25 protein-coding genes and 1 pseudogene are annotated in these 24,569 nt (G+C 73.3%); 22 read left to right on the forward strand and 4 right to left on the reverse strand.

What is annotated here, in order from left to right; translation table 11 throughout:
* The first annotated feature begins 26 nt into the window (after nucleotides 1–26).
* From E6P78_RS05845 to E6P78_RS33260, 14 genes and pseudogenes are all read left to right on the forward strand, one after another.
* Nucleotides 27–1,451 carry an extracellular solute-binding protein gene (locus E6P78_RS05845; protein ID WP_136202416.1) on the forward strand — a complete coding sequence of 475 codons (1,425 nt, stop codon included), beginning with the start codon at nucleotides 27–29 and terminating at the stop codon, nucleotides 1,449–1,451.
* A 93-nt stretch (nucleotides 1,452–1,544) separates the two neighbouring features.
* A complete protein-coding gene (locus E6P78_RS05850) occupies nucleotides 1,545–2,504 on the forward strand; it encodes a sugar ABC transporter permease (protein WP_136202417.1) in 960 nt (319 codons plus the stop codon).
* 15 nt (nucleotides 2,505–2,519) lie between these two features.
* Nucleotides 2,520–3,479 (forward strand): carbohydrate ABC transporter permease, encoded by a 960-nt coding sequence (locus E6P78_RS05855; protein ID WP_206307733.1) that lies wholly within the window; start codon nucleotides 2,520–2,522, stop codon nucleotides 3,477–3,479.
* A gap of 121 nt (nucleotides 3,480–3,600) precedes the next feature.
* Entirely contained in the window at nucleotides 3,601–5,226 is a 1,626-nt protein-coding gene (locus E6P78_RS05860; RefSeq protein WP_136202418.1) for a glycoside hydrolase family 13 protein, read from the forward strand.
* Between the two features lie 105 nt (nucleotides 5,227–5,331).
* Nucleotides 5,332–5,658 carry a cupin gene (locus tag E6P78_RS05865; protein ID WP_136202419.1) on the forward strand — a complete coding sequence of 109 codons (327 nt, stop codon included), beginning with the start codon at nucleotides 5,332–5,334 and terminating at the stop codon, nucleotides 5,656–5,658.
* Between the two features lie 117 nt (nucleotides 5,659–5,775).
* Complete coding sequence (locus E6P78_RS05870) at nucleotides 5,776–6,402, forward strand: GNAT family N-acetyltransferase (RefSeq protein WP_136202420.1); 627 nt, start codon at nucleotides 5,776–5,778, stop codon at nucleotides 6,400–6,402.
* 99 nt (nucleotides 6,403–6,501) lie between these two features.
* Complete coding sequence (locus E6P78_RS05875) at nucleotides 6,502–7,374, forward strand: ABC transporter substrate-binding protein (protein ID WP_136202421.1); 873 nt, start codon at nucleotides 6,502–6,504, stop codon at nucleotides 7,372–7,374.
* A gap of 140 nt (nucleotides 7,375–7,514) precedes the next feature.
* Complete coding sequence (locus E6P78_RS05880; RefSeq protein ID WP_136202422.1) at nucleotides 7,515–8,447, forward strand: carbohydrate kinase; 933 nt, start codon at nucleotides 7,515–7,517, stop codon at nucleotides 8,445–8,447.
* Between the two features lie 127 nt (nucleotides 8,448–8,574).
* Nucleotides 8,575–9,819: a beta-ketoacyl-[acyl-carrier-protein] synthase family protein gene (locus E6P78_RS05885; protein WP_136202423.1), complete on the forward strand. Its 1,245-nt coding sequence runs from the start codon at nucleotides 8,575–8,577 to the stop codon at nucleotides 9,817–9,819.
* A 51-nt stretch (nucleotides 9,820–9,870) separates the two neighbouring features.
* Nucleotides 9,871–11,772 carry an acyl-CoA dehydrogenase gene (locus E6P78_RS05890; protein WP_136202424.1) on the forward strand — a complete coding sequence of 634 codons (1,902 nt, stop codon included), beginning with the start codon at nucleotides 9,871–9,873 and terminating at the stop codon, nucleotides 11,770–11,772.
* Entirely contained in the window at nucleotides 11,769–11,924 is a 156-nt protein-coding gene (locus tag E6P78_RS32685; RefSeq protein WP_168712569.1) for a hypothetical protein, read from the forward strand. Before E6P78_RS05890 ends, E6P78_RS32685 begins: the two co-directional genes overlap by 4 nt.
* Nucleotides 11,925–12,015: 91 nt before the next feature.
* Nucleotides 12,016–12,276, forward strand: coding sequence for an acyl carrier protein (locus E6P78_RS05895; RefSeq protein ID WP_136202425.1), 261 nt, complete (start codon nucleotides 12,016–12,018; stop codon nucleotides 12,274–12,276).
* Nucleotides 12,273–13,496, forward strand: a complete 1,224-nt coding sequence (locus E6P78_RS05900; RefSeq protein WP_136202426.1) for a beta-ketoacyl-[acyl-carrier-protein] synthase family protein — start codon at nucleotides 12,273–12,275, stop codon at nucleotides 13,494–13,496. The genes E6P78_RS05895 and E6P78_RS05900 overlap by 4 nt, the downstream gene beginning before the upstream one ends.
* 178 nt (nucleotides 13,497–13,674) lie before the next feature.
* Nucleotides 13,675–13,828: pseudogene (locus E6P78_RS33260) on the forward strand (ABC transporter ATP-binding protein); the annotation flags it as partial.
* 106 nt (nucleotides 13,829–13,934) lie between these two features.
* Here E6P78_RS33260 and E6P78_RS05910 read toward each other — a convergent pair.
* Entirely contained in the window at nucleotides 13,935–14,948 is a 1,014-nt protein-coding gene (locus tag E6P78_RS05910) for a PRC and DUF2382 domain-containing protein (protein WP_136202427.1), read from the reverse strand.
* 284 nt (nucleotides 14,949–15,232) lie between these two features.
* On the opposite strand from E6P78_RS05910, the gene E6P78_RS05915 reads away from it, so the two are divergent.
* The 8 genes from E6P78_RS05915 to E6P78_RS05950 all read left to right on the forward strand — a co-directional run bounded on the left by E6P78_RS05915 (nucleotide 15,233) and on the right by E6P78_RS05950 (nucleotide 22,896).
* The gene (locus E6P78_RS05915) at nucleotides 15,233–15,946 is read left to right on the forward strand and encodes an adenosylcobinamide amidohydrolase (RefSeq protein WP_240799080.1); all 714 of its coding nucleotides are present in this window, start codon (nucleotides 15,233–15,235) and stop codon (nucleotides 15,944–15,946) included.
* 54 nt (nucleotides 15,947–16,000) lie between these two features.
* Nucleotides 16,001–16,906, forward strand: a complete 906-nt coding sequence (locus E6P78_RS05920) for an NAD(P)-dependent oxidoreductase (RefSeq protein WP_136202428.1) — start codon at nucleotides 16,001–16,003, stop codon at nucleotides 16,904–16,906.
* Between the two features lie 240 nt (nucleotides 16,907–17,146).
* Nucleotides 17,147–18,064: an NADP-dependent oxidoreductase gene (locus E6P78_RS05925; RefSeq protein WP_136202429.1), complete on the forward strand. Its 918-nt coding sequence runs from the start codon at nucleotides 17,147–17,149 to the stop codon at nucleotides 18,062–18,064.
* Nucleotides 18,061–18,816 (forward strand): GNAT family N-acetyltransferase, encoded by a 756-nt coding sequence (locus tag E6P78_RS05930; protein ID WP_136202430.1) that lies wholly within the window; start codon nucleotides 18,061–18,063, stop codon nucleotides 18,814–18,816. The genes E6P78_RS05925 and E6P78_RS05930 overlap by 4 nt, the downstream gene beginning before the upstream one ends.
* A gap of 169 nt (nucleotides 18,817–18,985) precedes the next feature.
* Complete coding sequence (locus tag E6P78_RS05935; RefSeq protein WP_136202431.1) at nucleotides 18,986–20,200, forward strand: PP2C family protein-serine/threonine phosphatase; 1,215 nt, start codon at nucleotides 18,986–18,988, stop codon at nucleotides 20,198–20,200.
* A gap of 97 nt (nucleotides 20,201–20,297) precedes the next feature.
* Nucleotides 20,298–20,966, forward strand: coding sequence for a TetR family transcriptional regulator (locus E6P78_RS05940; RefSeq protein WP_136202432.1), 669 nt, complete (start codon nucleotides 20,298–20,300; stop codon nucleotides 20,964–20,966).
* Complete coding sequence (locus tag E6P78_RS05945; protein ID WP_136202433.1) at nucleotides 20,963–21,739, forward strand: SDR family NAD(P)-dependent oxidoreductase; 777 nt, start codon at nucleotides 20,963–20,965, stop codon at nucleotides 21,737–21,739. Before E6P78_RS05940 ends, E6P78_RS05945 begins: the two co-directional genes overlap by 4 nt.
* Nucleotides 21,740–21,846: 107 nt before the next feature.
* Nucleotides 21,847–22,896 carry an NAD(P)-dependent alcohol dehydrogenase gene (locus tag E6P78_RS05950; protein WP_136202434.1) on the forward strand — a complete coding sequence of 350 codons (1,050 nt, stop codon included), beginning with the start codon at nucleotides 21,847–21,849 and terminating at the stop codon, nucleotides 22,894–22,896.
* An 85-nt stretch (nucleotides 22,897–22,981) separates the two neighbouring features.
* On the opposite strand, the gene E6P78_RS05955 is transcribed toward E6P78_RS05950, so the two are convergent.
* The 3 genes from E6P78_RS05955 to dhaL are packed head-to-tail and all read right to left on the reverse strand — an operon-like array spanning nucleotide 22,982 to nucleotide 24,542.
* Nucleotides 22,982–23,473: an NUDIX domain-containing protein gene (locus tag E6P78_RS05955; RefSeq protein WP_136202435.1), complete on the reverse strand. Its 492-nt coding sequence runs from the start codon at nucleotides 23,471–23,473 to the stop codon at nucleotides 22,982–22,984.
* A gap of 47 nt (nucleotides 23,474–23,520) precedes the next feature.
* Nucleotides 23,521–23,931, reverse strand: coding sequence for a PTS fructose transporter subunit IIA (locus E6P78_RS05960; RefSeq protein ID WP_136202436.1), 411 nt, complete (start codon nucleotides 23,929–23,931; stop codon nucleotides 23,521–23,523).
* Nucleotides 23,928–24,542, reverse strand: coding sequence for a dihydroxyacetone kinase subunit DhaL (dhaL, locus tag E6P78_RS05965; RefSeq protein ID WP_136202437.1), 615 nt, complete (start codon nucleotides 24,540–24,542; stop codon nucleotides 23,928–23,930). The genes E6P78_RS05960 and dhaL overlap by 4 nt, the downstream gene beginning before the upstream one ends.
* Between the last annotated feature and the right edge of the window lie 27 nt (nucleotides 24,543–24,569).

Here is a 24,569-nt window from a genome sequence, read left to right on the forward strand (position 1 = left end):
ACGCTCATGCCCAAAGGGGACCATCGATGAGAAGTGCTGGGTTGCGCCGCACACGCCGTATCAGCCGTGTTTCCGCGGCTGCCCTTGTCACCGCACTTGCCCTGACCTCGCTCGCGTCCTGCGGCACGAGCAGCAGCAAGGACGACGACTCGAGCAGTTCCTCCAAGGGGTCGTCCGACCCTGCGGCTCCGCTGGACCCGAAGACGAAGGTGACGATCTCGATCGACTGCATGCCGCCGGCGGCCAAGGCCGCGGAGCTGCGCGAGTGGAACGAGGACATCAAGACGTTCAACGAGAAGTACCCGAACGTCAAGATCAACGGGAAGTCGACCCCGGGCCAGTGCAACGAGCCCCCCCGCTTCACCGCCATGCTCAAGGGGAAGTCGCAGCCCGACGTCTTCTACGCGTACTTCAGCGACCTCCAGCAGGTCCTGGACAACGACGGGGCCGAGGACATCTCCGCGTACGTCACCGACAAGACGGTGCCCGCGCTGAAGGACATCCAGCCCCAGGTCGTCGACGTGGCCCGCAAGGACGGCAAGCTCTACGGCCTGCCGACCAGCAACTACACCATGGGCCTGATGATCAACCGGAAGCTGTTCACCCAGGCCGGTCTCGACCCGAACAAGCCCCCGGCCACCTGGGACGAGGTCCGGGCCGCCGCCAAGAAGATCGCAGGCCTGGGCAAGGGCATCTCCGGCTACGGCGAGTACAGCGCCGGCAACAACGGCGGCTGGCACTTCGCCGCCACCCAGTTCGGCCTCGGCGGTGACATCGTCGACGCCTCCGGCAAGAAGGCGGCCTTCAACAACGCCACCGGCAAGCAGGTCCTCCAGCAGCTGCACGACATGCGCTGGGAGGACGACAGCATGGGCAAGACCCAGCTGCTCAAGTGGGGCGACCTCCAGAAGCAGATAGCCAGCGACAAGCTGGGCATGTTCCTCGCCGCCCCCGACGACATCGCCTACATGGTGCAGCAGCTCGGCGCCACGTACGAGACCTTCGGCCTGGGCCCGATCCCCGGCGCCAAGGGCACCCTCTTCGGCGGCAACAACTACCTGATCAAGAAGGGCAGCTCGCCCGACCAGATCAAGGCCGCCATCGCCTGGCTCAACTTCAAGAACCTCACCCCCGGCAAGGGCCAGTTCGACTGGGCCCGCACCAAGGCCGACAAGCTCCCCGTCGGCCTCCCGCAGCCGAACTTCTTCCTCGGTGAGAGCAAGACCAAGGACGACGCGTCCCGCACCGAGAACGCGACGATGCCCGTCGAGAACTTCAAGGCCTTCATGGACAACCCCGTCCCCGGCAAGGCCGAGCCGCCGAAGGCCCAGGAGATCTACAAGATCCTCGACAACGCCATGTCCGGCGTCCTGACCAACAAGAACGCGGACGTCGACAAGCTGCTCTCCAACGCCGAGCAGCAGGTCAACCAGGTTCTGGCGAACCAGTAACGGACGCGCGGGGCCGGGTCACGCGGACCCGGCCCCGCATCCGCACCCCGTCCGCGTACTGCGCTCGACGTTCACCGGCACCGAGGAGACACCATGTCGGCCCCTACCCTGTCCTCCCGCAAGGCGACCGGGCCTCGCCCAGGACACCCAGGCCCCGCACGCCGGGACTCCGCCCGCGAGGAGTTCCTGCGCGCCGTGCGCCGCAACATCTCAGCCCACGGCTTCCTCATCGGAGCGGTCCTCTGCTTCACGCTCTTCTCCTGGTATCCGATGGTCCGGGAATTCATCCTGGCCTTCCAGAAGAACGAGGACGGCACCACCACCTGGGCCGGCTGGTCCAACCTGACGTACGTCTTCAACGACCCGGCCTTCTGGCAGGCCTGGCGCAACACCCTTCTGTTCACCGTCCTCGCGCTGCTGCTCGGCTTCGTCGTGCCCTTCGTCGTCGCCGTCGTGCTCAACGAGTTCCGGCACGGACAGGGCTACCTGCGGCTCCTGGTCTACCTCCCCGTGATGCTGCCGCCGGTCGCCTCGGTGCTGCTCTTCAAGTACTTCTACGACCCCGGCTACGGCCTGTTCAACCGCATCCTGGCCATCTTCCACCTGCCCGAACAGCAGTGGCTCCAGGACACCAGCACCTCGATGCTCTCCGTCGTCATCGCGGCGACCTGGATGAACATGGGCGGCGCCACCCTCATCTACCTCGCCGCCCTCCAGGGCATCCCGGGCGAGCTGTACGAGGCGGCCGAACTCGACGGAGCGGGGCTGCTGCGCAAGATCTGGCACGTCACCATCCCGCAGACCCGGCTCATCCTCTCGCTCCTGCTGCTCATGCAGATCATCGCGACGATGCAGGTCTTCACCGAACCGTTCCTGCTCACCAACGGCGCCGGCCCCGAGGGCTCCACCACCACCGTCGTCTACCTCATCTACCAGTACGCCTTCAACTTCAACAACTACGGCAGCGCGGCGGCACTCGGCCTCGTCCTGCTCGTCGTCCTCGCGGGCTTCTCCGCGGTGTACGTACGACTGAGCCGCAGCAGCGAAGACTAGGACGGGAGCACGACCATGGCATCGAACACGCTTGTCTCCCGGCGCGGGAGCACCGCACGCAAGTCCGCACGGCGCAGGACCGAGATCACCGCCGAGCGCGGCCGCCAGCGCACCCTGATCTCGCCGGCGCAGCTCGGCAGATCCCGCGGCAAAGCCCTCTACTGGATCGTCTTCGCCCTGGTGGTGATCCTGTTCACGGTGGTCTTCCTCGGCCCCCTGTACTGGATGGTCACCGGTGGCCTCAAGACCACCCAGGAAGTGGTGCAGAGCCCGCCCACCGCCTTCCCCAGCTCCATCCACACCGAGAACTACAAACAGGCCTGGACCGTGATGGACCTGTCCAAGCTGCTCTTCAACACCCTGTACTACGCCTTCGGAGCGCTCGCCTTCCAGCTGATCTTCGACGTCGCCGCGGCCTACTCGCTGTCCAAGCTGCGGCCGGTGTTCGGCAAGGTCATCCTCGGCATGATGCTGGCCACCCTGATGATCCCCGCCACCGTGCTCGTCGTCCCGCAGTACCTCACGATCCTGGACGTGCCCGTCTTCCAGCGGAACCTCGTCAACTCGCCCTGGGCGATCTGGCTGCCGTCGGTCACCAACGCCTTCAACATCTTCCTGCTGAAGCGGTTCTTCGACTCCATCCCGGGCGAACTCCTCGACGCCGCCGCCATGGACGGCGCCTCACCCCTGCGCACCCTGCGCTCGATCGTCCTGCCCATCTCCCGCCCGATCCTCGGAGTCGTCTCCATCTTCGCCGTCGTCGGCGTGTGGAAGGACTTCCTCTGGCCGATGCTCACCCTGCCCGACCCGAGCAAGCAGACCCTCAACGTGGGCATCTACTCACTGGCCAGCGGCGTACCCGAGAACGTGCTCATCGCCGCCCTCACCATCGCGTCGATCCCGACGCTGCTCATCTTCCTGCTCTTCCAGCGCAACATCATGAGCGGTCTGACCGCGGGCGGCCTCAAGGGCTGACATCCGCCCCGGGGGCACGCCCCCAAGCCGCCTTCCCCTCAGCACTCCGCCGCCGGCCCTCCCATCCTGCCCCGCTTGCCGGGCCGGCGGCGGAGTACCACCTGCCCGAAAGGAACGCCACGTGGCAGCCAACCGTCCGTCCGAGGCCACCGCACACTGGTGGCGCGACGCCGCCATCTACCAGATCTACCCACGCAGCTTCGCCGACGGCGACGGCGACGGCACCGGCGACCTGGCTGGGGTACGGGCCAAGCTGCCCTACCTCGTGGAACTGGGCGTGGACGCCCTCTGGTTCACCCCCTGGTACCTCTCGCCGCTGGCCGACGGCGGCTACGACGTGGCCGACTACCGCACGATCGACCCCGCCTTCGGCACCCTCGCCGAAGCCGAGAAGCTGATCGCCGAGGCCCGCGAACTGGGCATCCGCACCATCATCGACATCGTGCCCAACCACGTCTCCGACCAGCACGCCTGGTTCCGCGCCGCCCTCGAAGCCGGCTCCGGCAGCCCCGAGCGCGACCTCTTCCACTTCCGCAAGGGACGCGGCGCGAACGGCGAGATCCCCCCCAACGACTGGGTCTCCGAATTCGGCGGCACCCCCTGGACCAGGCTGGAGGACGGTGAGTGGTACCTCCACCTCTTCGCCACCCAGCAGCCCGACCTCAACTGGGCCCACCCCGCGGTCCGCCAGGAGCACGAGGACGTGCTGCGGTTCTGGTTCGAACGGGGCGTCGCCGGCGTACGCATCGACTCCGCCGCCCTGCTCGCCAAGGACCCCGCACTGCCCGACTTCGTCATCGGCACCGACCCGCACCCCTTCGTGGACCGCGACGAACTCCACGACATCTACCGCTCCTGGCGCGCCATAGCCGACGAGTACGGCGGGGTCTTCGTCGGCGAGGTCTGGCTCCCCGACACCGAGCGGTTCGCCCGCTACCTGCGCCCCGACGAACTGCACACCGCCTTCAACTTCAACTTCCTGGCCTGCCCCTGGGAGGCCGGGCTGCTGCGGACCGCCATCGACGACACCCTCACCGAGCACGCCTCGGTCGGCGCTCCCGCCACCTGGGTGCTGTGCAACCACGACGTGACCCGGACCGTCACCCGCTACGGCCGCGCGGAGACCGGGTTCGACTTCGCCGCCAAGACCTTCGGCACCCCCACCGACCTGGTCCTCGGCACCCGCAGGGCCCGCGCCGCCGCCCTGCTCTCGCTCGCCCTGCCCGGCGCGGCCTACCTCTACCAGGGCGAGGAACTCGGGCTGCCGGAGGCCGACATCCCGCTGGACCGCATCCAGGACCCGATGCACTTCCGCAAGAACGGCACCGACCCGGGCCGCGACGGCTGCCGCGTCCCGCTGCCCTGGGCGGCGAACGAACCGTACGCCGGATTCGGGGCCACCACGGACCCCTGGCTCCCGCAGCCGGACGGCTGGTCCGCGTACGCCGCTGACCTCCAGAGCCAGGACCCGGACTCGATGCTCAGCCTCTACCGCGAGGCCCTGCGGCTGCGGCGCACCGAGCCCGGCTTCGAGACCGCGGGGGAGCCCGGCATCCAGCGCCTGACCTGGCTGGACGCCGCGCCCGGGGTGCTCGCCTTCGCCCGGACCGGCGGACTCCTGTGCGTCGTCAACCTGGCCGCCGAGGCCGCGAGTCTGCCCCCGCACACCGCGGTGCTGCTCGCCAGCGGCCCGCTGGACGACACGGGACGCCTCCCGCAGGACACGGCGGTGTGGCTGCGCGCCTGACGGCGCCACCGCCGCACACCGGCGCACGGTCCCGGCCGCGTGGGAGCGCGACCGGGGCCGCGTGGCAGGTTCGCGGCCGACCGGGGGCTGCGGCACAGTGGGGACATGGACGCTCCGAACGATCTGAATGCCCTCGCCGCCGAGCACCTGGCCGCCGCCCGCACCTCCCCGCACGGCCGCAGCGCCCACCTCCTGCTCCACCAGGACCCGCTGCGCCAGACCGTGATCGCCCTGACCTCGGGGTCCGCGCTCGACGAGCACAACGCCCCGCCGGCCGCCTCGCTCCAGGTGCTGCGCGGCTCGGTCCGGCTCACCGCCGCGTCCGGGGACGTGGAACTGACACCCGGCCGCCTGCACCCGATCCCGCAGGAGCGGCACGGGCTGCTCGCCCTGGAGGACGCCGTCGTCCTCCTGACGGCCGTCAACCTCTGAGAACCGTCCGGCCCGTGGCCGCGCCCGTGACCGGGTGCGGCCACTCGCGGTGAAGCCTCCTTCCGAAGATCCCCCCGGCCCTTGTGGGAGCGCTCTCAGAATCGGCAGGATGAGCCCGTGACCCTGCTTCCCGGCCCACGGCCCTACCACCCCGACGACCGCGCGGCCCTCTCGGACATCTGCATACGCACGGCCGCGGGCGGCAGCGACGCCCGGCACCTGTACCCCGACCGCGAACTGGTGCCGTCGATCTTCGCCACGCCCTACGCCCTCCTGGAACCCGACCTCACCTTCGTCCTCGACGACGGCACCGGCCGCGCGGTCGGATACATCCTCGGCACCGCCGACACACCGCGCTTCGCGCAGCAGTTCCGCGAGGTGTGGCTGCCCCAGGTCGAGGACCGCTACCCACGCCCCGACGGCCCGCCGCGGAGCCCCAGCGACGAGATGACCGCCCTCCTGTACAGCCCCGAGCGGATGGTCCTGCCCGAACTCGCCCGCCACCCCGCCCACCTGCACATCGACCTGCTGCCCGACTGGCAGCGCAAGGGGTACGGCAGGGACCTGATGCGCACCTTCCTCGCGGCCCTGAACGCCAAGGGGGTCGCGGGCGTCCACCTGTCCATGCTCACCGCCAACACCCCGGCCAGGGCCTTCTACGACCGGCTCGGCTTCACCGAGATCGACGTTCCGGACCCGGGGCCCGTCACCTACCTGGTACGCGGTACGGCGGCGGATTTGTAGGACCTTTCGCCACACCGGAGGGTGCCGCCGGGATTTGCTGGGCAGGTACTCGGTGACCGCCGCCGCCGGGCGGCGCGTTCCGGGTGGGAGGCGTGTGACGTGAGGGAGCGGACCGTGTGGCAGTTCACCGACGACCGCGGGCAGTTGTCGGCCCGCGAGGAGCGCCCGCAGCGGGTGCTCGCCTATATCCAGGCCGGCGCGACCCTGTGGGACCACGGGATACGGCCGGCCGGGCTGTTCGGCTCCGGCCACGACGACCCCGCAGCGCCGGACGCGGCGAAGACCGGCTCGCTGCCCCTGGACGAGATCGCGTACGCCGGTGCGGGCCCCACCCTGGACGCGGACGCGTTACTGAGCGGCGCACCGGACCTCGTCGTCGCCGTCAGCTACGGCGGCGGCCAGGTCTACGGCCTCGACCCGGAGACCGCCAAGCACCTGGAGGGCCACGTCCCGGTCGTCGTCATCGACGTGGGCCAGGCGCGCACCCTCGCCGAGATCGGTGACAGGTTCGCCCAGCTGGCCCGCTCGCTCGGCGCCGAGGAGCCCGCGGCGGCGACCCGGGAGCTGGACGCCGCGAGGAACCGGCTGCGCGCGCTCACCACGGGCCCGGACCGGGCGGCGGTCCTCGCCCTGTCACCGGCCGGCCAGGATCAGGCGCACCTGGCCCGCCCCCGCATGTGGCCCGAGCTTCGGGTGCTGGGCGAACTGGGCGTCAACCTGCTGGAACCCGCCGACGGACCCGGGGCGAACTGGTCCACGACCGCCTACGCGCAGGCCGCCGCTCTGCGCCCCGCCGTGGTCCTCGCCGACATCCGGTCCAACGCCACACCGCTGGACGAGCTCCGGGACAACGTCGGCTGGGCGGCCGTCGCGGGCGAGGCCAGGGTGGTGCCGTGGAACCCGGAACCGGTGTGCAGCGCGCACGCCCACGCCCGGTTCCTGGAGCTCGTGGCCGACGCCCTGGACACCTGACGACACGGGGGCGACGCGGCGCGCGCCCGCCGGTGCGGCAGGACCGTGGAGCGTGCGAGGGTGCTCGGGTGTCCGGAACGCCGCGCGGCGCCCGGACGCCCCGATCAGCCCGCCACCGCACCCCGGGAGACCCCGCCCTCATGCCCGAGCGAACCGACTTCCTGGTCATCGGTGAATGCGTCGCCGACATCGTCCGGCTTCCCGGCGCCCCCGACCGGGTCCACCCCGGGGGCAGCCCGGCCAACGTCGCCCACGGCCTGGCCAGGCTGGGACACGAGGCGACCCTGCTCACCCAGCTCGGCCCGGACGACAACGGGCGGCTGATCCGCGCCCACCTGGCCGACGGCGGCGTCGAGGTGCGTACGGACGGGGCCCCGGACCCCACCCCGTCCGCCGTCGTGACCCTGGACGGCGAGGGGCGGGCCACGTACGCCTTCGAGGTCACCTGGACGCTCGGCCCAGTCGCCCTGGACCGGCAGCCCCGGCACGTCCACACCGGGTCGATCGCGGCGGTGACCGAACCCGGGGCGGCCACGGTCCTGGCCGCCGTCGACTCGCTGCGCACGGCCGCCACCATCAGCTACGACCCCAACGTGCGGCCCGCCCTGATGGGGGACCACGCCGCCGCCGTGCACAGGGTCGAGCGCTGCGTGGCCCTCAGCGACGTGGTCAAGGCCAGCGACGAGGACCTGGACTGGCTGTACCCGGGCCAGGACCCGGTCGGGGCCGCCGAGCGGTGGCTCACCACCGGACCGGCCGTCGTCCTCGTCACCCGGGGCGGCGAGGGGGCCACGGCGGTCCTGCCCGACGGACGGGTGGAGGTCGGCGCGCTGCCCGCCGAGGTGGTCGACACGGTGGGGGCGGGCGACGCCTTCATGTCCGGCGCCCTGCACGCCCTGGCCGCCCTCGGGATGCTCGGCGCGGCCGGCCGGCGGCGGCTGCGCTCCCCGGCCCGGGACGCCGTGGGCGACGTCCTGCGTCACGCGGCGGCGTCGGCGGCCGTGACCGTGGCCAGGGCCGGCGCCAACCCGCCCGACGAGGCGGAACTCCGGGACGCGCTCGGCCGGGGCTGAACGGCCCGCCACCCGGCGCCCCCGCCATCCGGAAGGACACGTTCGGGCCACCTGCCCGCACCCTCGGGGGTGCCTGCGGCGTTTCCCCGTCAGTGGAGTCGGACGAGGGGCAGGGGAGGTCCGCGGCATGACGCGGGACGAGAACACGACCGTGGTGACGGGCCTCGGCCTGGTGACGCCGGCGGGCGCCGACGAGCACACCTTCTGGGCCGGCCTGTGCGCGGGTGAGTCGGTGGCCCGGCGCTGCGGGGAACTGGCCGGGCTGCCCGCCGACTTCGCCTGCCGGGCCGACGGGACCGACCTGGACGAGGCCGTCGGCGGGCGGGCCGGGTGGCGGATGGCGCGGTTCGTGAAGATGGCCCTGGTCGCCGCGCGCCGGGCCGTCGCCGACGCCGGACTGCGTCCGGAGCGCTGGGACGGTGACCGGGTGGGCGTCGTGCTCGGGGTCGGCGTGGGCGGGGTCTCCGTCCTCGTGGACAACGTCCGCAGGCTCGACCACGGCGGGCCGCAGGCCGTCTCCCCGCTCCTCGCGCCGATGATGATGCCCAACGCGGCCGCCGGCGAGATCGCCATCGACCTGCGGGCGCACGGCCCGAGCCTCGCCCCGTCCACGGCCTGCGCCTCGGGCGCCACCGCCCTCGCCACCGCACACGACCTCCTGGCCGCCGGCCGGTGCGACATCGTGGTCGCGGGCGGCGCCGAATCCGTACTGACCCCCCTGGTGGTGACGGCCTTCGCGCAGATGGGCGCGCTGTCCCTGCGCACCGGCGACCCGGCCGCCGCGTCCCGGCCCTTCGCCGCCGACCGCGACGGCTTCGTCCTGGGCGAGGGCGCCGCCGTACTCGTCCTGGAGCGGGCCGGGCACGCGGCGGCCCGGGGAGGCAGGGCCCGGGCCGTCCTCGCCGGGGCCGGAGCCGCCACGGACGCCCACCACCCCACCGCGCCCGACCCCGGCGGCCACGGCGCCCGGCGCGCCGTGGAAGAGGCCCTGGACAGTGCGGGCTGGGCGGCCCACGAGGTCGACCACATCAACGCCCACGGCACCTCGACCCCGCTGAACGACGCGATGGAGGCCGGGCTGATCGCCCGACTCTTCCCCCACCGCCCCTCCGTGACCGCCCCCAAGGGTGTCATCGGGCACACCCTCGCCGCCGGCGGCGCGATCGAGGCCGCCGCCACCGTACTGACCCTGGAGCACGGCGTCGTGCCGCCCATCGCCAACCTGGACGCCCCGCCCGCCGAGTGGGACATCGACTGCGTGACCGAGCAGCCGCGACGCCAGCACGTCGAGCGGGCGGTCAGCCACTCCTTCGGCTTCGGCGGACACAATGTCGCGCTCGCCTTCGAACAGGTCCGGCACGCCGACAGGTGAACAACTGCGCGATCACGGTGTCCTGACGGTGTGCCGGTCGTTCCCCCGTGTATGACCACCACACTCGACAGCGCCGACGCCCCAGGGGCCGGCGCCGAACCCCTCGCCCGTCCGCTCACCTCCGTACTCCTCGGCCCGGACGCCCGCCGCGAGCACGGCTTCTGGCGCCGGCTCATCGCCACCGAACCGTTCCGCCTGCCCGCCGGCCCGGCGGCGGGCGGCACCCCCGAGGAACGCCTCGCACGCGCGTACGCCCGTCTGCACACGCTCAACGACGCCCTGGACAGCGCCGCCCGGCCGGCTTCCGACCCCCGGGCCCTGGCCGCGCTGCACGAATGGCTCGCGCCCGTCGACCCGGCGCTCGCCACCATCGCCGGAATCCACTACAATCTCTTCCTCGGCAGCCTCCTGGACCACGACACCGGCCGCCCCCGCGACCTGTCGGACTACCTCCTGCTGCGGCGCACCGGGACCTTCCTGTGTACGGAGGTCGCCCACGGCAACGATGCCGCCGCCGTCGAGACGACCGCCGCCTACGACCCCGTACGCGACGGGTTCGTCGTGCACACCCCGCACTGCGGCGCCCAGAAGTTCATGCCCAACACCGGCCCGGCCGGCGGTCCCAAGTCCGGGCTCGTCGCCGCCCGCCTCATCGCCGGTGGCACCGACCACGGGGTCTTCCTCCTGCTGGTGCCGCTCACCGACGCCACCGGTCCGCTGCCCGGCGTCCGCGTCCGCAGGCTTCCGGCACGGATGGGCAGCCCCGTGGACCACTGCCTGACCTCCTTCGACCGGGTCTTCGTCGGGCGCGAGGCCCTGCTCACCGGCCCGCAGGGGCGGATCGACGACGACGGGGTGTTCCGCAGCGCCACCGAGGGCCGCAGACGCCGCTTCCTCGCCTCGATCGCACGGGTCGTCACGGGCCGCATCTGCATGAGCGCCAGCGCCGTCGGCTCCGCCCGCGCCACGCTGGCCGTCGCCGTGCGCTACGGCGGCCACCGGTACGTCTCCGCGGGCCGCCGCTCCCCGCGGCTGCCGGTGATCGCCCACCGCAGCCACCACGGCCCGCTCGCCGAGGCCATGGCCACCGTCTTCGCCATGAGCCTGCTGCACCGAAGGGTCCTGGACCGCTGGGAGAAGGCCGCGACGGGGCCCGCGGCCGAACGCGAGGCGGTCGAACGTCTGGTCGACATCGCCAAGGGGTGGATCACCTGGCGGGCCCGTGAAGTGATCGTCGAGAGCCGGGAGCGCTGCGGCGCCCAGGGGCTGCTGGAGAACAACGGGATGACCGCACTCGTCACCGGGGTGGAGGGCGCCATCACCGCCGAGGGCGACAACCTCGCCGTCCACGCCAGGGCCGCCGCCGCCATGGTCTTCGCCGCCACGGCCGGGCCCCCCGGCGAGCCGGCCGCGAATCCGTCGACCGGCGACCTCACCGACCTCCGGTTCCTGGTCCGGCTCCTGGAGCGGGTGGAGGAGATCCGGTTCGCGCGCGCCGCGGCGCGGATGGCGCCGGTGGCGCACGGCGACCCGCTGGAGCGGTGGAACGCGGCGTCCGGGCCCGCGCTGCGCGGGGTCGAGGCGCACGCCTACCGGCAGGCGGCCGAGGCGTACGCGGACGCGGTCGACGCCCTGCCCGCCGGGGCGGAGCGCGACCGGCTGGACGAACTGGCCCGGCTGTTCGCCCTGGGCTGGGTCGCGCGCAACAGCGGGGACCTGCTCGCGGCCGGCCACCTGAGCGCCGGCCAGGTCGATGGCCTCACCGAGTGCACCGAACAGCTCGTCGCCGCGGTGGCGCCCCGGCTGCCGGAACTCGCCGAGTCCTTCGCCTTCCCCGAGGAGGTGCTCGCCGACTGGCCGATCACGGGGGCCCGTTACGCCGACGCGTACGACGACCCGGACGCCCACTGGCACACGGACGCCGCCCGGCGGGAAGCGGGGGAGGGGCGATGAGGGGCGCACGGCCGAGCCGCGTGGCGGACGCCGTCCAGGCCCTCGCGGCAGGCGCCGTACTCCTCGCCTACTGGACCACCGTCGCCCTGTTCGCGCGCTGGTGCGGGGCGCCGCGAGGGGGCGGTGGCGAATCGGTTCGCCGCAAGGCGTAACCGGAGCGGCGCCGCCCAGTTACTCCGGCGTCGGGCGGTGCGCGCCGCCGCCCGCACACCCCCACCGGATGGGCATGAGGAAAGGAAGACCATGAGCACGATTCACCCCCGGATCACCGACGTACTCAGCCGTACCTTCAAGGTGCCCGTGGCCGAGATCCTCCCGGAATCCACCATGGACAGCCTGGACATGGACTCCCTCGCGGTCGCCGAGTTCGCCGTCGTCCTCAGGGAGACCACCGGGGTCGAGCTGGACACCGCCACCCTGCACCGGCAGACCACCCTCGCCGGTCTCACGGAGTTCCTCCACGCGTCGGCCGACGGCGGGGCCCCGGTGAGCACCACCCGATGAAGACACCGGCCATCGCCGTCACGGGGCTGGGCATGATCACCCCGGTCGGCAACGACACCGAGTCCACCTGGGACGGCGTGTGCGCCGCGGTCAGCCCCGCCCGCACCGTCGCCGCCCTCGAAGGGTGCGAGATCGACTTCGCCTGCATGGTCGACGGCATCGACCTGGACGCGGCGGTCGGCCGCCGTACGGCCTTCCGCATGGGCAGATACGTCAAGTTCGCCGTACTCGCCGCACGCGAGGCGGTCGCCGACGCGGGGCTCGACCCGGCCGGCTGGGACGGCAGCCGGGTCGCCGTCGTCGTCGGCACCAGCAGCGGGGGCTCCGCGCACCTCACCGACCAGGCGCTGGTGCTGGAACGGCGGGGGCCGGACGCGACCTCGCCGGCCGGAGTCCTGCTGACCATCCCCAACATGCCCGCCGCCGAGATCGCCATCGAGATGCGGGCCACCGGCCCCAGCATGGCCCCCTGCACGGCCTGTTCGTCCGGCGTCACCGCGCTGTCCGTCGCCCGGGACCTGCTCGCCACCGGGCAGTGCGACCTGGCCATCGCCGGAGCCACCGAATCGACGGTCTTCCCGATCGCCATGACCGGATTCGCCAGGTCCGGGGCGGCCGCCCGCGCGGACGGCGACCTCTCCCGGCTCAGCCGGCCCTTCGCCGCCGACCGGGCCGGGCTCGTCATGGGCGAGGGCGCCGCCGTCATGGTGCTGGAACGCGCGGACGACGCCGAGGCCCGGGGCGCCGAACCCCGCGCCCTCATCGCCGGCACCGGCGCCACCACGGACGCCCACCACCCCACCAGTCCGCACCCCGACGGCCGGATCGCCCGGGCCGCCGTCGAGGCCGCGCTGCGCGACGCGGGCTGGCGGGCCGAGGAGGTCGAGCACATCAACGCGCACGGCACCGCGACCCAGCGCAACGACGCCGCCGAAGCCGCGCTCATCAGCCGTATGTACCCGCACCGGCCCCCCGTCACCGCACCCAAGGGCGTGCTGGGCCACTGCATGGGAGCGGCCGGGGCGATCGAGGCCGGGCTGACGATCCTCACGCTCCAGCGCGGGGTGATCCCGCCCGTCGCGAACCTGGACGCCCCCGCGCCCGGGTTCGACATCGACTGCGTCACCAAGCAGCCGCTGGTGCGCCCCGTCGGCCGGGCCGTCAGCCACTCCTTCGGCTTCGGCGGGCACAACGCCGTGGTGGCGCTCCGGCGCCCGTGACCGGCCCGCCGGCCGGTGGCGGACGGGGCCGTCCGCCACCGGCCGTACCGGGGCTGAGCTGCGCCGACGCTCGTGGTGGCGTGCCCGCAGCCAGTCGCACTCCACGTATGGGTCAGGGAATCCGGTGCGAAACCGGAACTGACGCACAGCGCTGAGGAGGACGGGCGGGCCACGGCCACTGATCCCGCACACGGGCGTGGTCACCCCCGACGGCGACCCACTGGCCGCCGTCGGTCGGCGCGCGGTTGCCCCCGGGGCGCGGTCGTCGGCCATCGCGCAGTCACACAGGACGAGCTGAGCGTCGGGACGTCGTACGCCTGGGCCGCATCCCGCCCCTGAGCCGGACCCGGCCCGGGGGGACACACGAGAGGGCGGACCCGGCTGCGGGTCCGCCCCTCGCTCTTCATTCACGCGGTACGGCCGGTACGGCGGCGGGGGTCAGCGGTGGCGTCCCCGGCCGAACTCGCCGCCCGTGTCCTTTCCGCCCATGTCCTTTCCGCCCTTGGTGGTGCCGTCCGCGTAGTCGATCTGCTCCTTGCGCAGTTCGGCGGAGACCTCCTTCTGCTCCGTCACCTTCTCGGTCTCCATCCGCACGCGTTCGACCGGGACGGCCTCCTTGCGCATGGTGGCGCGCTCGGCGTGCAGTGTGACCTCCACGTCCTGCTCCGCGAGGTCCTCGCGGCCGGTCGTCCTGTCGCCCGGCTGCAGAGGCTCACGGACCACCCGCACCTCTTCGTGCGAGACGGGCACGCTGCGCGTGACGTTCTCGGTGACGACGTACTTGTGCAGACGGGCCTTGCCGCTCTCGTACTCCTCGGTGCCGATGTGCAGCTGTTCCTCGGAGCGGACCAGTTCCTCCTTGCCACCCGGGTCGGCGGCGGACCGTGCGGTGCCCGCACCGGCTCCGGCCAGCGGACGGGACGTGCCCGCCGGGTCGGTGTCCCGGTGCTTCCCGGTGCCGGCCGCCTGCGTCCGGTCGTTGCCGGACCTGCCGGCCGCACCCATGGCCCCGGCCCCGGCTCCCGCAGCCGCGCCGGTGCCCGCCGCGCCCATGGTGCCGGTGCCCGTGGTGGTCGGTGCGCCGGCTCCGGTGCCGGTCCCGGCGCGGTCACCGAGGTTGCCCTTGGTGTTCCGGGTCAAGCCGTAGTGCCGGTACAGCTCCTCCTCCTCCGACACGGACAGATGCGCGTCCGCGTCGACCCGGGGAGCTTCCTTGACCTGGTCCTTCGGGTGGGAGATGTGCAGGTCGGAGCCCACTCGACGGGCTCCGGCGAGAGGCACGAAACTCTCCTTCATGCCGAACAGGCCGGTCTTCACCGTGATCCAGTCCGGGCGGCCGGTGTTGTCGTCGACATACACCCGGCCCACATTGCCGATCTTCTCGCCCTCGGTGTCGTACACCGTCAGGCCGTCGAGCTCTCCGGAATCCGTGAAACCGTCAGCGGCTCCCATGTCCGATTCCTCCTCGCCCGGGCGCGTCCTGTGGGTGGGTCCAGCAGAGAAGGCGCGTCCGGATTCCATCGCGCCTCACCCGGATGGGCGCTGCAACCGCCCGGCCACCGGAGTCGGCGCGCCACATCCGCCTCGGACGGGCGCAGGCCCCGCATCACGCGGTTGCGGGCCTTCCGCGCCCACTACGCCAAACGAGTGAACGGGCCGGGTCGGGGAGCGCCGGGAAACGGGGAGCGGGGCGGCACCCGTGGACCCCCTGCCCGGCACATATGATCGGCGGGACCATGCCGACCGACGTCCTGCCGCGCCACCGGGGGTGCCCCATCCGTTCCGTACGCATCCGGCTCCCCGAACAGCGCGGAGAGCTGCTGGCCCGGCGCGAGAACGGCTTGGACCTGCACCACCTCGTGTGGCGGCTGGGGCCGGGGTGGCGGGTGTGCAGCAGCGCGGTGCTGGGCGGAGGCATCGGCCCGCGCGACTGGATTCTCAACGCCCAGGTGCCCGGCGGTTACCCGCGCGTGGACCCCGACCGCCACCTGGCCGAGATCGCCGCCGCCGCGCACCTCACCGGCCCCGGCGCTGGACTGATGACCGCCGCCGACGTCACCGCGTACACGGTCGCCGCCGACGAGGGCGTGAGCGCGACCGCCACCTGCGGCCTCGGCGTACGCGGCTGGGCCGCCGTCCCCGCCGAAGGCATCGACGGTCCGCCGCCCCCAGGCACCGTCAACATCGTCGTCACGCTCCCCGTGCCGCTGTCCGACGCGGCCCTCGTCAACGCGGTCGCCACCGCCACGGAAGCCAAGGTGCAGGCGCTCCTGGACGCCGGGCTCGACTGCTCCGGCACCCCCACCGACGCCGTCTGCATCGCCGCGCCCGCCCCCACCCCGGCCACCGGCGCGGGCGAACCATTCGCGGGTCCGCGTTCCCGCTGGGGCGCGCGACTCGCCAGGGCCGTGCACGTTGCCGTGCTGGAGGGCGCGTCCCGGCAACCCTGAGAAGCCGAAGCCGCCGCGCACCGGGCCCGGCGCGCGGCCGACGAAGGGAACCCCATGACCTCAGCAGTCCCCGCAGCACCGCAGCAGCCGGTCGTCGCCGTACTCGGCACCGGGATCATGGGCGCGGCCATGGCCCGCAGCCTGCTCCGCGCCGGTCTGGAGGTCCGGGCCTGGAACCGTACGCAGGCCAAGGCCGCACCGCTCGCCTCCGACGGCGCCACCGTCACCGAGACCGCCGCCGAGGCCGTGCGCGGCGCTCACCTCGTGCTCACCGCGCTCAGCGACACGACGGCCGTCGCCGCCGCGCTCACCGCCGCATCGGAGGGGCTGCACCGGGGCCAGGTGCTGCTGCAGACCTCCACGGTCGGGCCGGACGGCGCCGTCGAACTGGCCCAGCGCGCCGCCGACCTCGGGCTCATCCACCTCGACGCCCCGGTCTCAGGAACCCGGCAGCCCGCCGAGCAGGGCGCGCTGACCGTCCTCGTCTCCGGACCCTCCGCCGCCCGCGCGGTGGCCGAACCCGTGCTGGAGGCGATCGGTCAGCGCACGGTCTGGGTCGCGGAGGAACCGGGAGCGGCCTCCCGGCTCAAGCTCGTGATCAACACCTGGGTGATCAACATGGTGGGCGGCGTCGCGGAGTGCCTGAACCTCGCCGAGGGGCTGGGCGTCGATCCGCGTACGTTCCTCGACGTCGTCAAGGGCGGGCCGCTCGACTCCGGTTACCTGCGGAGCAAGTCCGCCGCCGTTCTGGACGGTGATCTGACGCCGAGCTTCGCCCTGTCCACGGCCCTCAAGGACACCCGGCTCATTCTCGAAGCGGCCGGACAGGCCGGTGTCCGGCTGGACCTGACCGCAGCGTCGGCCGCCCGCTTCGAGCGCGCCGAGGCGGACGGACACGGCGGCGAGGACATGGTCGCCACCTACTACGCGGGCCGGGCCCCGGAGCGGGACGGCGGCTGACACGGCCTCGCGCCGCCCGGTCGCAGGAGACGAGGACCGCCCCACCGGTACGGGGGAGCCCGGTGGGACGGCCGCCACCAGACTGCCACAGGCCGGGGCGCCGCAGGAGCCGTCCGGCTCATATCCGGCTGTAGTTGAGTCGAAATCGACGGTCCGGGAATAGCCGCGCGCCACGCTTCCTTGCCGCAGCTGTGGCGTCTCACCAGGGCGCCGGAGCACGGAATAGGGGAGAAGGAACTCATGCCGAAGGCGTACGTGTTCACCCGCAGCGGCGGACCGGAGGTGGAGGCCCTCATCGATGTGGAGACACCGGTCCCGGGCCCCGGCGAACTGCTCGTCGCGGTCCGCGCGGCCGGCGTCAACCCGGTGGACTGGAAACTGCGCACGGGATACGCCAGGCCCGGCAGCGAGCCGCTGCCCTTCCCCACCGTCTTCGGCAGCGAGGCCGCCGGAGTGGTCCGCGCGGCCGGCCCGGGCGTCGCGGGGTTCGAGCCCGGCGACGAGGTGTTCGGCAATCCGGCGACCGGCGGCTACGCCGAGTACACGCTGATGCCCGTCGCGGTGACCGCCCACAAGCCGGCCGGTCTCTCGTTCGCCGACGCGGCGGTCCTGCCCGTCGCCGCCGCCACCGCCTACGACGGGGTGAGCCAGCTCGGGCTCGGCCCGGGAGCCACGCTCCTGGTCACCGGGGCGGGCGGTGGGGTGGGCAGCGCGGCCGTCCAGCTCGCGCGCCACGCCGGCATCCGGGTCCTCGGCGCCGCGAGCGAGGCCAAGAAGGACTTCGTGGAGTCGCTCGGCGCGGTGCACATCCCCTCCGGTCCGGGATTCGCCGACCGGGTACGGGCCGCCGCGCCCGACGGGGTCGACGCCGTCTTCGACCTCGTCGGCGGTGACACGCTGCGCGAGGCGGCCACGCTCGTCGCCCCCTCCGCACTGATCAGCGCCGGCGGGAAGCCGCTCGTGGAGGAGCTGGGCGGGGCGGCCGTCCGGCGGGCCCGCACCTCGGAAGTCCTGGACGAGGTGGCGCGTCTCGTCGTGGAGGGCGCCCTGCGGACCCATGTCAGCCGGACCTTCCCCCTCGACCGGGCGGGGGAGGCGCTGCGCGCGGTCGAGGACGGCCACGCGCTCGGCAAGACCGTGATCGAGGTGACCGCGTGAGCGAGCCCCTGATCCCCGCCGGCGGCCACCCGCTGGACGACCCGGTGGGCGCCGCGCTGACGGGCCCGCACGCCCACTTCGCCGAGCGCCGCGGCCGCGTCCTGCGCTACCCGCCGGACGTCACCTCCTGGGTCGCGCTTCCGCCGGACCCGCAGCCCGCCGACTGGGCCGCCGCGGCGGCCCTCGCCGGTCCCGGCGGAGCCGTCACCCTCACCGCCTTCCAGGAGCCCCCGCCCGCCGACTGGGAGGTCGTCTTCCACGCCGAGGGCGTCCAGCTCGTGGACGCGGGCGTGGCGGCGGCCCCGCACCCGGAGGCCGTACGGCTCGGCCCCGCCGACGTGCCGGAGATGCTCGACCTGGTCGCCCGCACCAGGCCGGGACCGTTCGAACCCCGTACCGTGGAACTCGGGACCTACCTCGGCGTCCGGCGGGGCGGAGCGCTCGTCGCCATGGCCGGCGAACGCATGCGGCCACCGGGCTGGAGCGAGATCAGCGGGGTCTGTACGGACGAGGCGGTGCGCGGCCAGGGGCTCGGCGGCGGACTCGTGCGCGCCGTCGCCCACGAGATCAAACAGCGCGGCGACACACCGTTCCTCCACGCCGCCGCATCCAACACCGGAGCTGTCCGGCTCTACGAATCGCTCGGGTTCGTGCTCCGCCGCCGGACCGCGTTCCTCGCCGCACTCGTCCCCGGCCACCCGGCGGTGCCGGCGCCCGGCCACCCGGCCGACACGGCGGCGGTCGGCCGCTGAACCGGAGCCTTCGGGCCCGGAGATCCGGGCCCGAAGGCACGGCTGCGGCGCTTTCCGGGACCTTCGGCGGGGGCCGTGAGGCCGTAAGCCTCGTGTGCCGCACCCGTCCGCCAGGTCGAATGGAAGGGAACGCCGGCGCCCGGCCGGCAGATCCCGGAAGGAGAGGGCCTTGACGATCGGACTCCTGCGCCGGCCTGCGACACGGCGAGTGTCGCTCCCCGGCACCGACGCGGTGGAGGCTGCCGTGCGCGCCCCGCGTGTCGGGAACGGGGCCCTGTTCGGTGGCCTGGCCCTGCTGACCGCCGTGATCGGCGGCCTCGACATCCTCTCCGGGGACGACCTGCGCCTGGTGCCGCTGCTGGTGGTCGTGCCCGCCCTCGTCTCCGTCTTCGGGACGATCGCGCAGACCGTGGGCGTCGCCTCCTGGGTCATGGTGGTGGCCGTCGTCTCGCGGCTGGTGGCCGGCGGGACCTTCTGGGACGTCGTCAGCAGCATCGTCTTCACCGTCCTGGCGTGCCTCCTCGGGATCGGCGCCTGCGCCCTGCGCATCCGGCACGCCACCGAGATCGCCAGACTCCGGTCCGCCGCCGTCGCGCTCCAGCGCCAGATCCTGCGTCCCCTGCCCATCCCCACCGACCAGATCACCGCCCACGGCACCTACACGCCGATCGAGGAGGACCGCCTGGTCGGCGGTGACATCTACGAGGTCGTCCAGTCGGCCTACGGCACCCGCGTGATCATCGGAGACGTCCAGGGCAAGGGCGTCCCCGCCATCGGGGCCGGCTTCGCCGTCCTCGGCGCGTTCCGAGAGGCGGCCATCCGCGAGCCTTCCCTGACCGGCGTCGTGGACGCCCTGGAGGACGCGGTCGTACGGCACAACGCCTTCTCCGCCCAGACCGGAGAGACCGAACGCTTCGTGACCGCCCTGGTGCTCGACTTCGACAGCGACGGCCGGGTCCAGGCCGTGAACTGCGGCCACCTGCCGCCCCGCCTGGTGCACGACGGCGTGGCCGTCGCCGTCCCGCTGCGCCGCACGTCGGTTCCCCTGGGCATGGCGGAGCTCAGTAACGAGGACCGTACGGCGGAACGGCTGGACCTCCCGCCCGGCGCGACGCTCCTGATGTTCACCGACGGGGTGACCGAGGCCCGTGACGCCGACGGCCACTTCTACCCGCTGGACACCCGGCTGGGCCGCTGGGCGCGCCTGGAGCCCCGGGAACTGCTCGACGCGCTGGAACACGACCTGGAGGAGTTCTCCGACGGGGTGCGGCGCGACGACGTCGCCGTACTGGCACTGCGCCGGGCCCCCGCCACCGCCCCCCGCCCGGCCGAGCCGTCGGGCCCCGATGCGACGCGGGCCGCCGAGGCGTTCAGCACGCTGTAGAGCAGGCGAACAGGCCTTGGAACAGGCGAAGAAGGCTTTTCATGTCCCGGCGAGACTCATGTCGCGTCGGGACATTTCCGGGTGTACGGTGAAGGACATGCAAGCGGAACAGAAGGTTCCGGAAAGGCGGAGCCGCAAGGCCCGCCGGACCCGGGACGCACTGGCCCGGGCCGCGTTCGAGCTCGTGCTCGACCGGGGCCTCAGGGACGTGACGGTCGAGGAGATCGCGGAACGCGCGGACGTCGACCGCCGCACCTTCAGCCGGTACTTCGCGAGCAAGGAGGCCGCCGTCCTGGACTCGGTCCGGGGCGACGGCGACCGGATCAACGACGCCCTGCGGGCCCGCCCGGCCGAGGAGCCCGCGCTCACCGCCTACCGCCGGGCCGTTCTGGACTGGCTGGCGGACCCCGCCGTGCCGGCCTGGCACCGCCGCCCCAGGATCTTCGAACTGCTGGTCCTCGCCGAGCGGGAGCCGACCCTCTACGCCGCGTTCCACCACATCCGGGTGGACGCCCAGGAGGACTCGGTCACCATCGTCGCCGACCGGCTCGGGGTCGACCCCCGCAGCGACCTGCGGCCCGCCGTCACGGTCGCCGCGGGAGCCGGCGCACTCCTCGCCGCCCAGGCCGCCTGGGTGCGCGGGAACCGCCCCGACGAGCTGCCCCGGCTCGTCGAGCGGGCCTTCGACGCCCTGGCAGGAGAACTGCTCGCCTCGCCCGCGTCACAGAGCACCACCAGCACCACGGAAGGAAACGGGACCTCATGAGCACCACCACCCCCACCCCCGCCGACCAGGAATTCGCCGGCCGCACCGCCCTCGTCACCGGAGGGGCCTCCGGCATCGGCCTGGCCCTCTCCCGCCGGCTCGCCGGCGCGGGCGCCTCGGTCGTCGTGGCCGACTACAACGAGGAGAGCGCCCGCGAGGCGGTCGCCGAACTGGAGAGCGCCGGCGGCCGGGCCGCCGCCGTGACCATGGACGTCACCGACCCCGCGTCCGTCGAGGCGGGCGTGCGGTTCGCCGTCGACACCTTCGGCGCGCTGCACCTCGCGGTGAACAACGCCGGCATCGGCGGCCCGAGCAACCCGACCGGCGAGTACGCCGTCGAGGACTGGGACCGGGTCGTCGCCACCAACCTCAGCGGCGTCTTCTACTCGATGCGCTACGAACTGCCCGCCATCCTCGCCGCGGGCGGCGGCGCGATCGTCAACATGTCCTCGATCCTCGGCACCAACGGCTTCGCCGGCTCGCCGGCCTACGTCGCGGCCAAGCACGGCGTCGTCGGCCTCACCAAGTCCGCCGCCCTCGAATACGCCGCGCAGAACGTCCGGATCAACGCGGTGGGCCCCGGCTTCATCGACACCCCGCTGCTGCGCGACACCGAGGGACCGGCCCGCGACCACCTGATCTCGCTGCACCCGGCCGGACGCCTCGGCACGTCGGAGGAAGTGGCGGAACTCGCCGCCTTCCTGCTCTCCGACCGCGCCTCGTTCATCCACGGCAGCTACCACCTGGTGGACGGCGGCTACTCCGCCTCCTGAGCGGCGGACGGGGGACAGCGGGGGACAACAGGGGAAAACGGGGGCTCGGGGGCCAGCGAAAGAGCGACAGAGGTCGACAGAGGTCGACAGAGGTCAAGGAGGACCCCATGAAAGCCGTCCAGTACCGCGAAATCGGCGCCGCACCCGAGGTCGTCACCGTGCCCGACCCGGAACCGGGCCCCGGACAGGTGCTGCTGAAGGTGACCGCGGCAGGCGTCTGCCACTCCGACATCGCCGTGATGAGCTGGCCCGCCGACCAGTTCCCCTACCCGCTGCCGCTCACCCTCGGCCACGAGGGCGTCGGCACGATCGCCGCGCTCGGTGACGGCGTCAGCGGCGTCAGCGGTCTGTCGACCGGCCAGTCCGTCGCCGTCTACGGCCCCTGGGGCTGCGGCACATGCGTCAAGTGCGCCGAGGGTAAGGAGAACTACTGCCTGCGCGCCCAGGAACTGGGCATCAACCCTCCCGGACTGGGTTCGCCCGGCGCCATGGCCGAGTACATGATCGTCGACGACCCGCGCCACCTCGTCCCCATCGGCGACCTCGACCCGGTACGGACGGTGCCGCTCACCGACGCCGGCCTCACCCCGTACCACGCCATCAAGCGTTCCCTGCCGAAGCTGGTGCCCGGCGCCACCGCCGTCGTCATCGGCACCGGCGGACTCGGCCACGTGGCCATCCAGCTGCTGCGCGCCCTGACGGCCGCCCGGGTCATCGCCCTCGACGTCACCGAGGACAAGCTCGCCCTCGCCCGTACGGTCGGGGCGCACGAGACCGTGCTGTCGGACGAGCACGCGGCGGACCGCATCCGTGAGCTGACGGGCGGCGTCGGCGCCCAGGTCGTCCTGGACTTCGTCGGCGCCCCGCCCACCGTCGCCACGGCCGGCGCGGCGGCCGCCATCGACTCCGACGTCACCATCGTCGGCATCGGCGGCGGAGTGCTGCCGGTCGGCTTCGGCGTACTGCCGTTCAACACGACGGTCACCGCCCCGTACTGGGGATCGCGCTCCGAACTGGCCGAGGTGCTCGACCTGGCCCACGCCGGTGCGGTCGACGTGCACGTCGAGACGTACACACTGGACGAGGCGCCGCTCGCCTACGAGCGGCTGCACGCCGGCAAGGTCAACGGCCGGGCCGTCATCCTCCCGCAGGGCTGACCCCGCGAGGAAAGCCCGGCACAGCAGTACAGAGGCGGGCCGCCGCACAGGACGACGGCCCGCCTCTTGCCGCCGTGCGCCCGGTTCAGCCCCCGCCACCCGTCAGACGCGCGCGCAGCCGTTCAACGAAGACCCGTTGCCCCTTCACCAGCCGATCGGCCGCGACCTGCGGGGTGCACCAGGCGAACCGGTCCATCTCCGGGAACTCCCGCACCACCCCGGACCCGCGCGGCCACTCCATGGTGAACGTGCCGGGCACGGCGGACGCCGGATCGATGTCGGCCCGAAGCGCCCACACCGTCACCGTCTTCCCGCTGGGCTGCCGGGCCTCGCCCAAGGGCAGCCACTCACCGTCCGGAGCTGGGTGGCCGAACTCTTCCTCGAACTCCCGCCGGGCCGCCGCCCGGGGCTCCTCATCGGGGGCGTACTCGCCCTTGGGCACCGACCACGCGGCCTGCTCGCGGCCCTCCCAGAACGGACCGCCCATGTGCCCGATGAGGACTTCCAGGCCGTGCTCGGCGCCGGTACGGAACAGGAGCAGGCCGGCGCTGCGGCGGGTGTTCTTCTTGGCCGTCATACCGCCGAGTGTGCGCGCCGGCCGCCCCCGGGGGCCGGTGACAGGGCCTACCCCTTGCGGTAGTCGTACGCCTCCGACGCGGCGGCCGCGACGGCGTCGAGGTCCGCGCCCACCGAGGCCGTGACCACGGCCGCCACCGCGCCCTCGACGAACGGGGCGTCCACCAGCCTTGCCCCGTCCGGGAGTTCGTCTCCCTCGGCGAGCATCGCCTTCACCGTCAGCACCGCGCTCCCGAGGTCCACGAGCACGGCGACCCCCGCCCCGGCGTCCACCGACCGGGCGGCCTCGGCGATGAGCTCCGCGCTCGTCCCGAGTCCGCCCGCCTGCGTACCTCCGGCCGCGGCCACCGGCGCGGTCGCACCGCCTGCCGCGAGCCCCCTGGCCAGCTCCGCGACGGCCTCGGCCACCGGCCCGCTGTGCGAGACCAGCACGATGCCCACCTGCGCGTCCGTACTCATGCCTCGCCCCCGGCCGTTTCCCCGGTGTCCGCGAGCGCGGCGATCAGGAGCGCGGCGGAGGTCGCCCCCGGGTCCTGGTGCCCGATGCTCCGCTCGCCCAGATAGCTGGCCCGGCCCTTGCGCGCCTGGAGTGGAACGGTCGCCTCCGCGCCCGCCCGGGCCGCCTCCCGCCCCGCGGCGAACGAGGTCCCGAGTGCGTCGACGGCCGGCAGCAGCGCGTCGAGCATCGTCTTGTCACCGGCCTGCGCCCCGCCCAGCTGGGCCACCGCGGCGACGCCCGTCCCGAGGGCCCGCGCCAAGTCGTCGGCCGACACGGCGGGGGCATCGCCGAGCGCTTTGCCCGTACGCCGCAGCAGTGTCCCGTACAGCGGTCCCGAGGCACCGCCGACGGTCGAGATCAACTGCCGTCCGGCCAGTGTCAGCACGGCTCCCGGGGTCTGCTGCGGTTCCTTCTCCAGGGCCGCCGAGACCGCGGCGAACCCGCGCCGGAGGTTGCTGCCGTGGTCGGCGTCCCCGATCGCGGAGTCCAGCTCGGTCAGACGCTCCGCCTCGCGGTCCACGAGAGCGGCGGCCGTGGTCATCCAGCGGTGGAAGAAATAGGCGTCGAGCACATCATCTCCTTGGTCCGTGGAACGTGC

Source organism: Streptomyces sp. A0958 (assembly GCF_004795035.1).
Classification (GTDB): domain Bacteria; phylum Actinomycetota; class Actinomycetes; order Streptomycetales; family Streptomycetaceae; genus Streptomyces.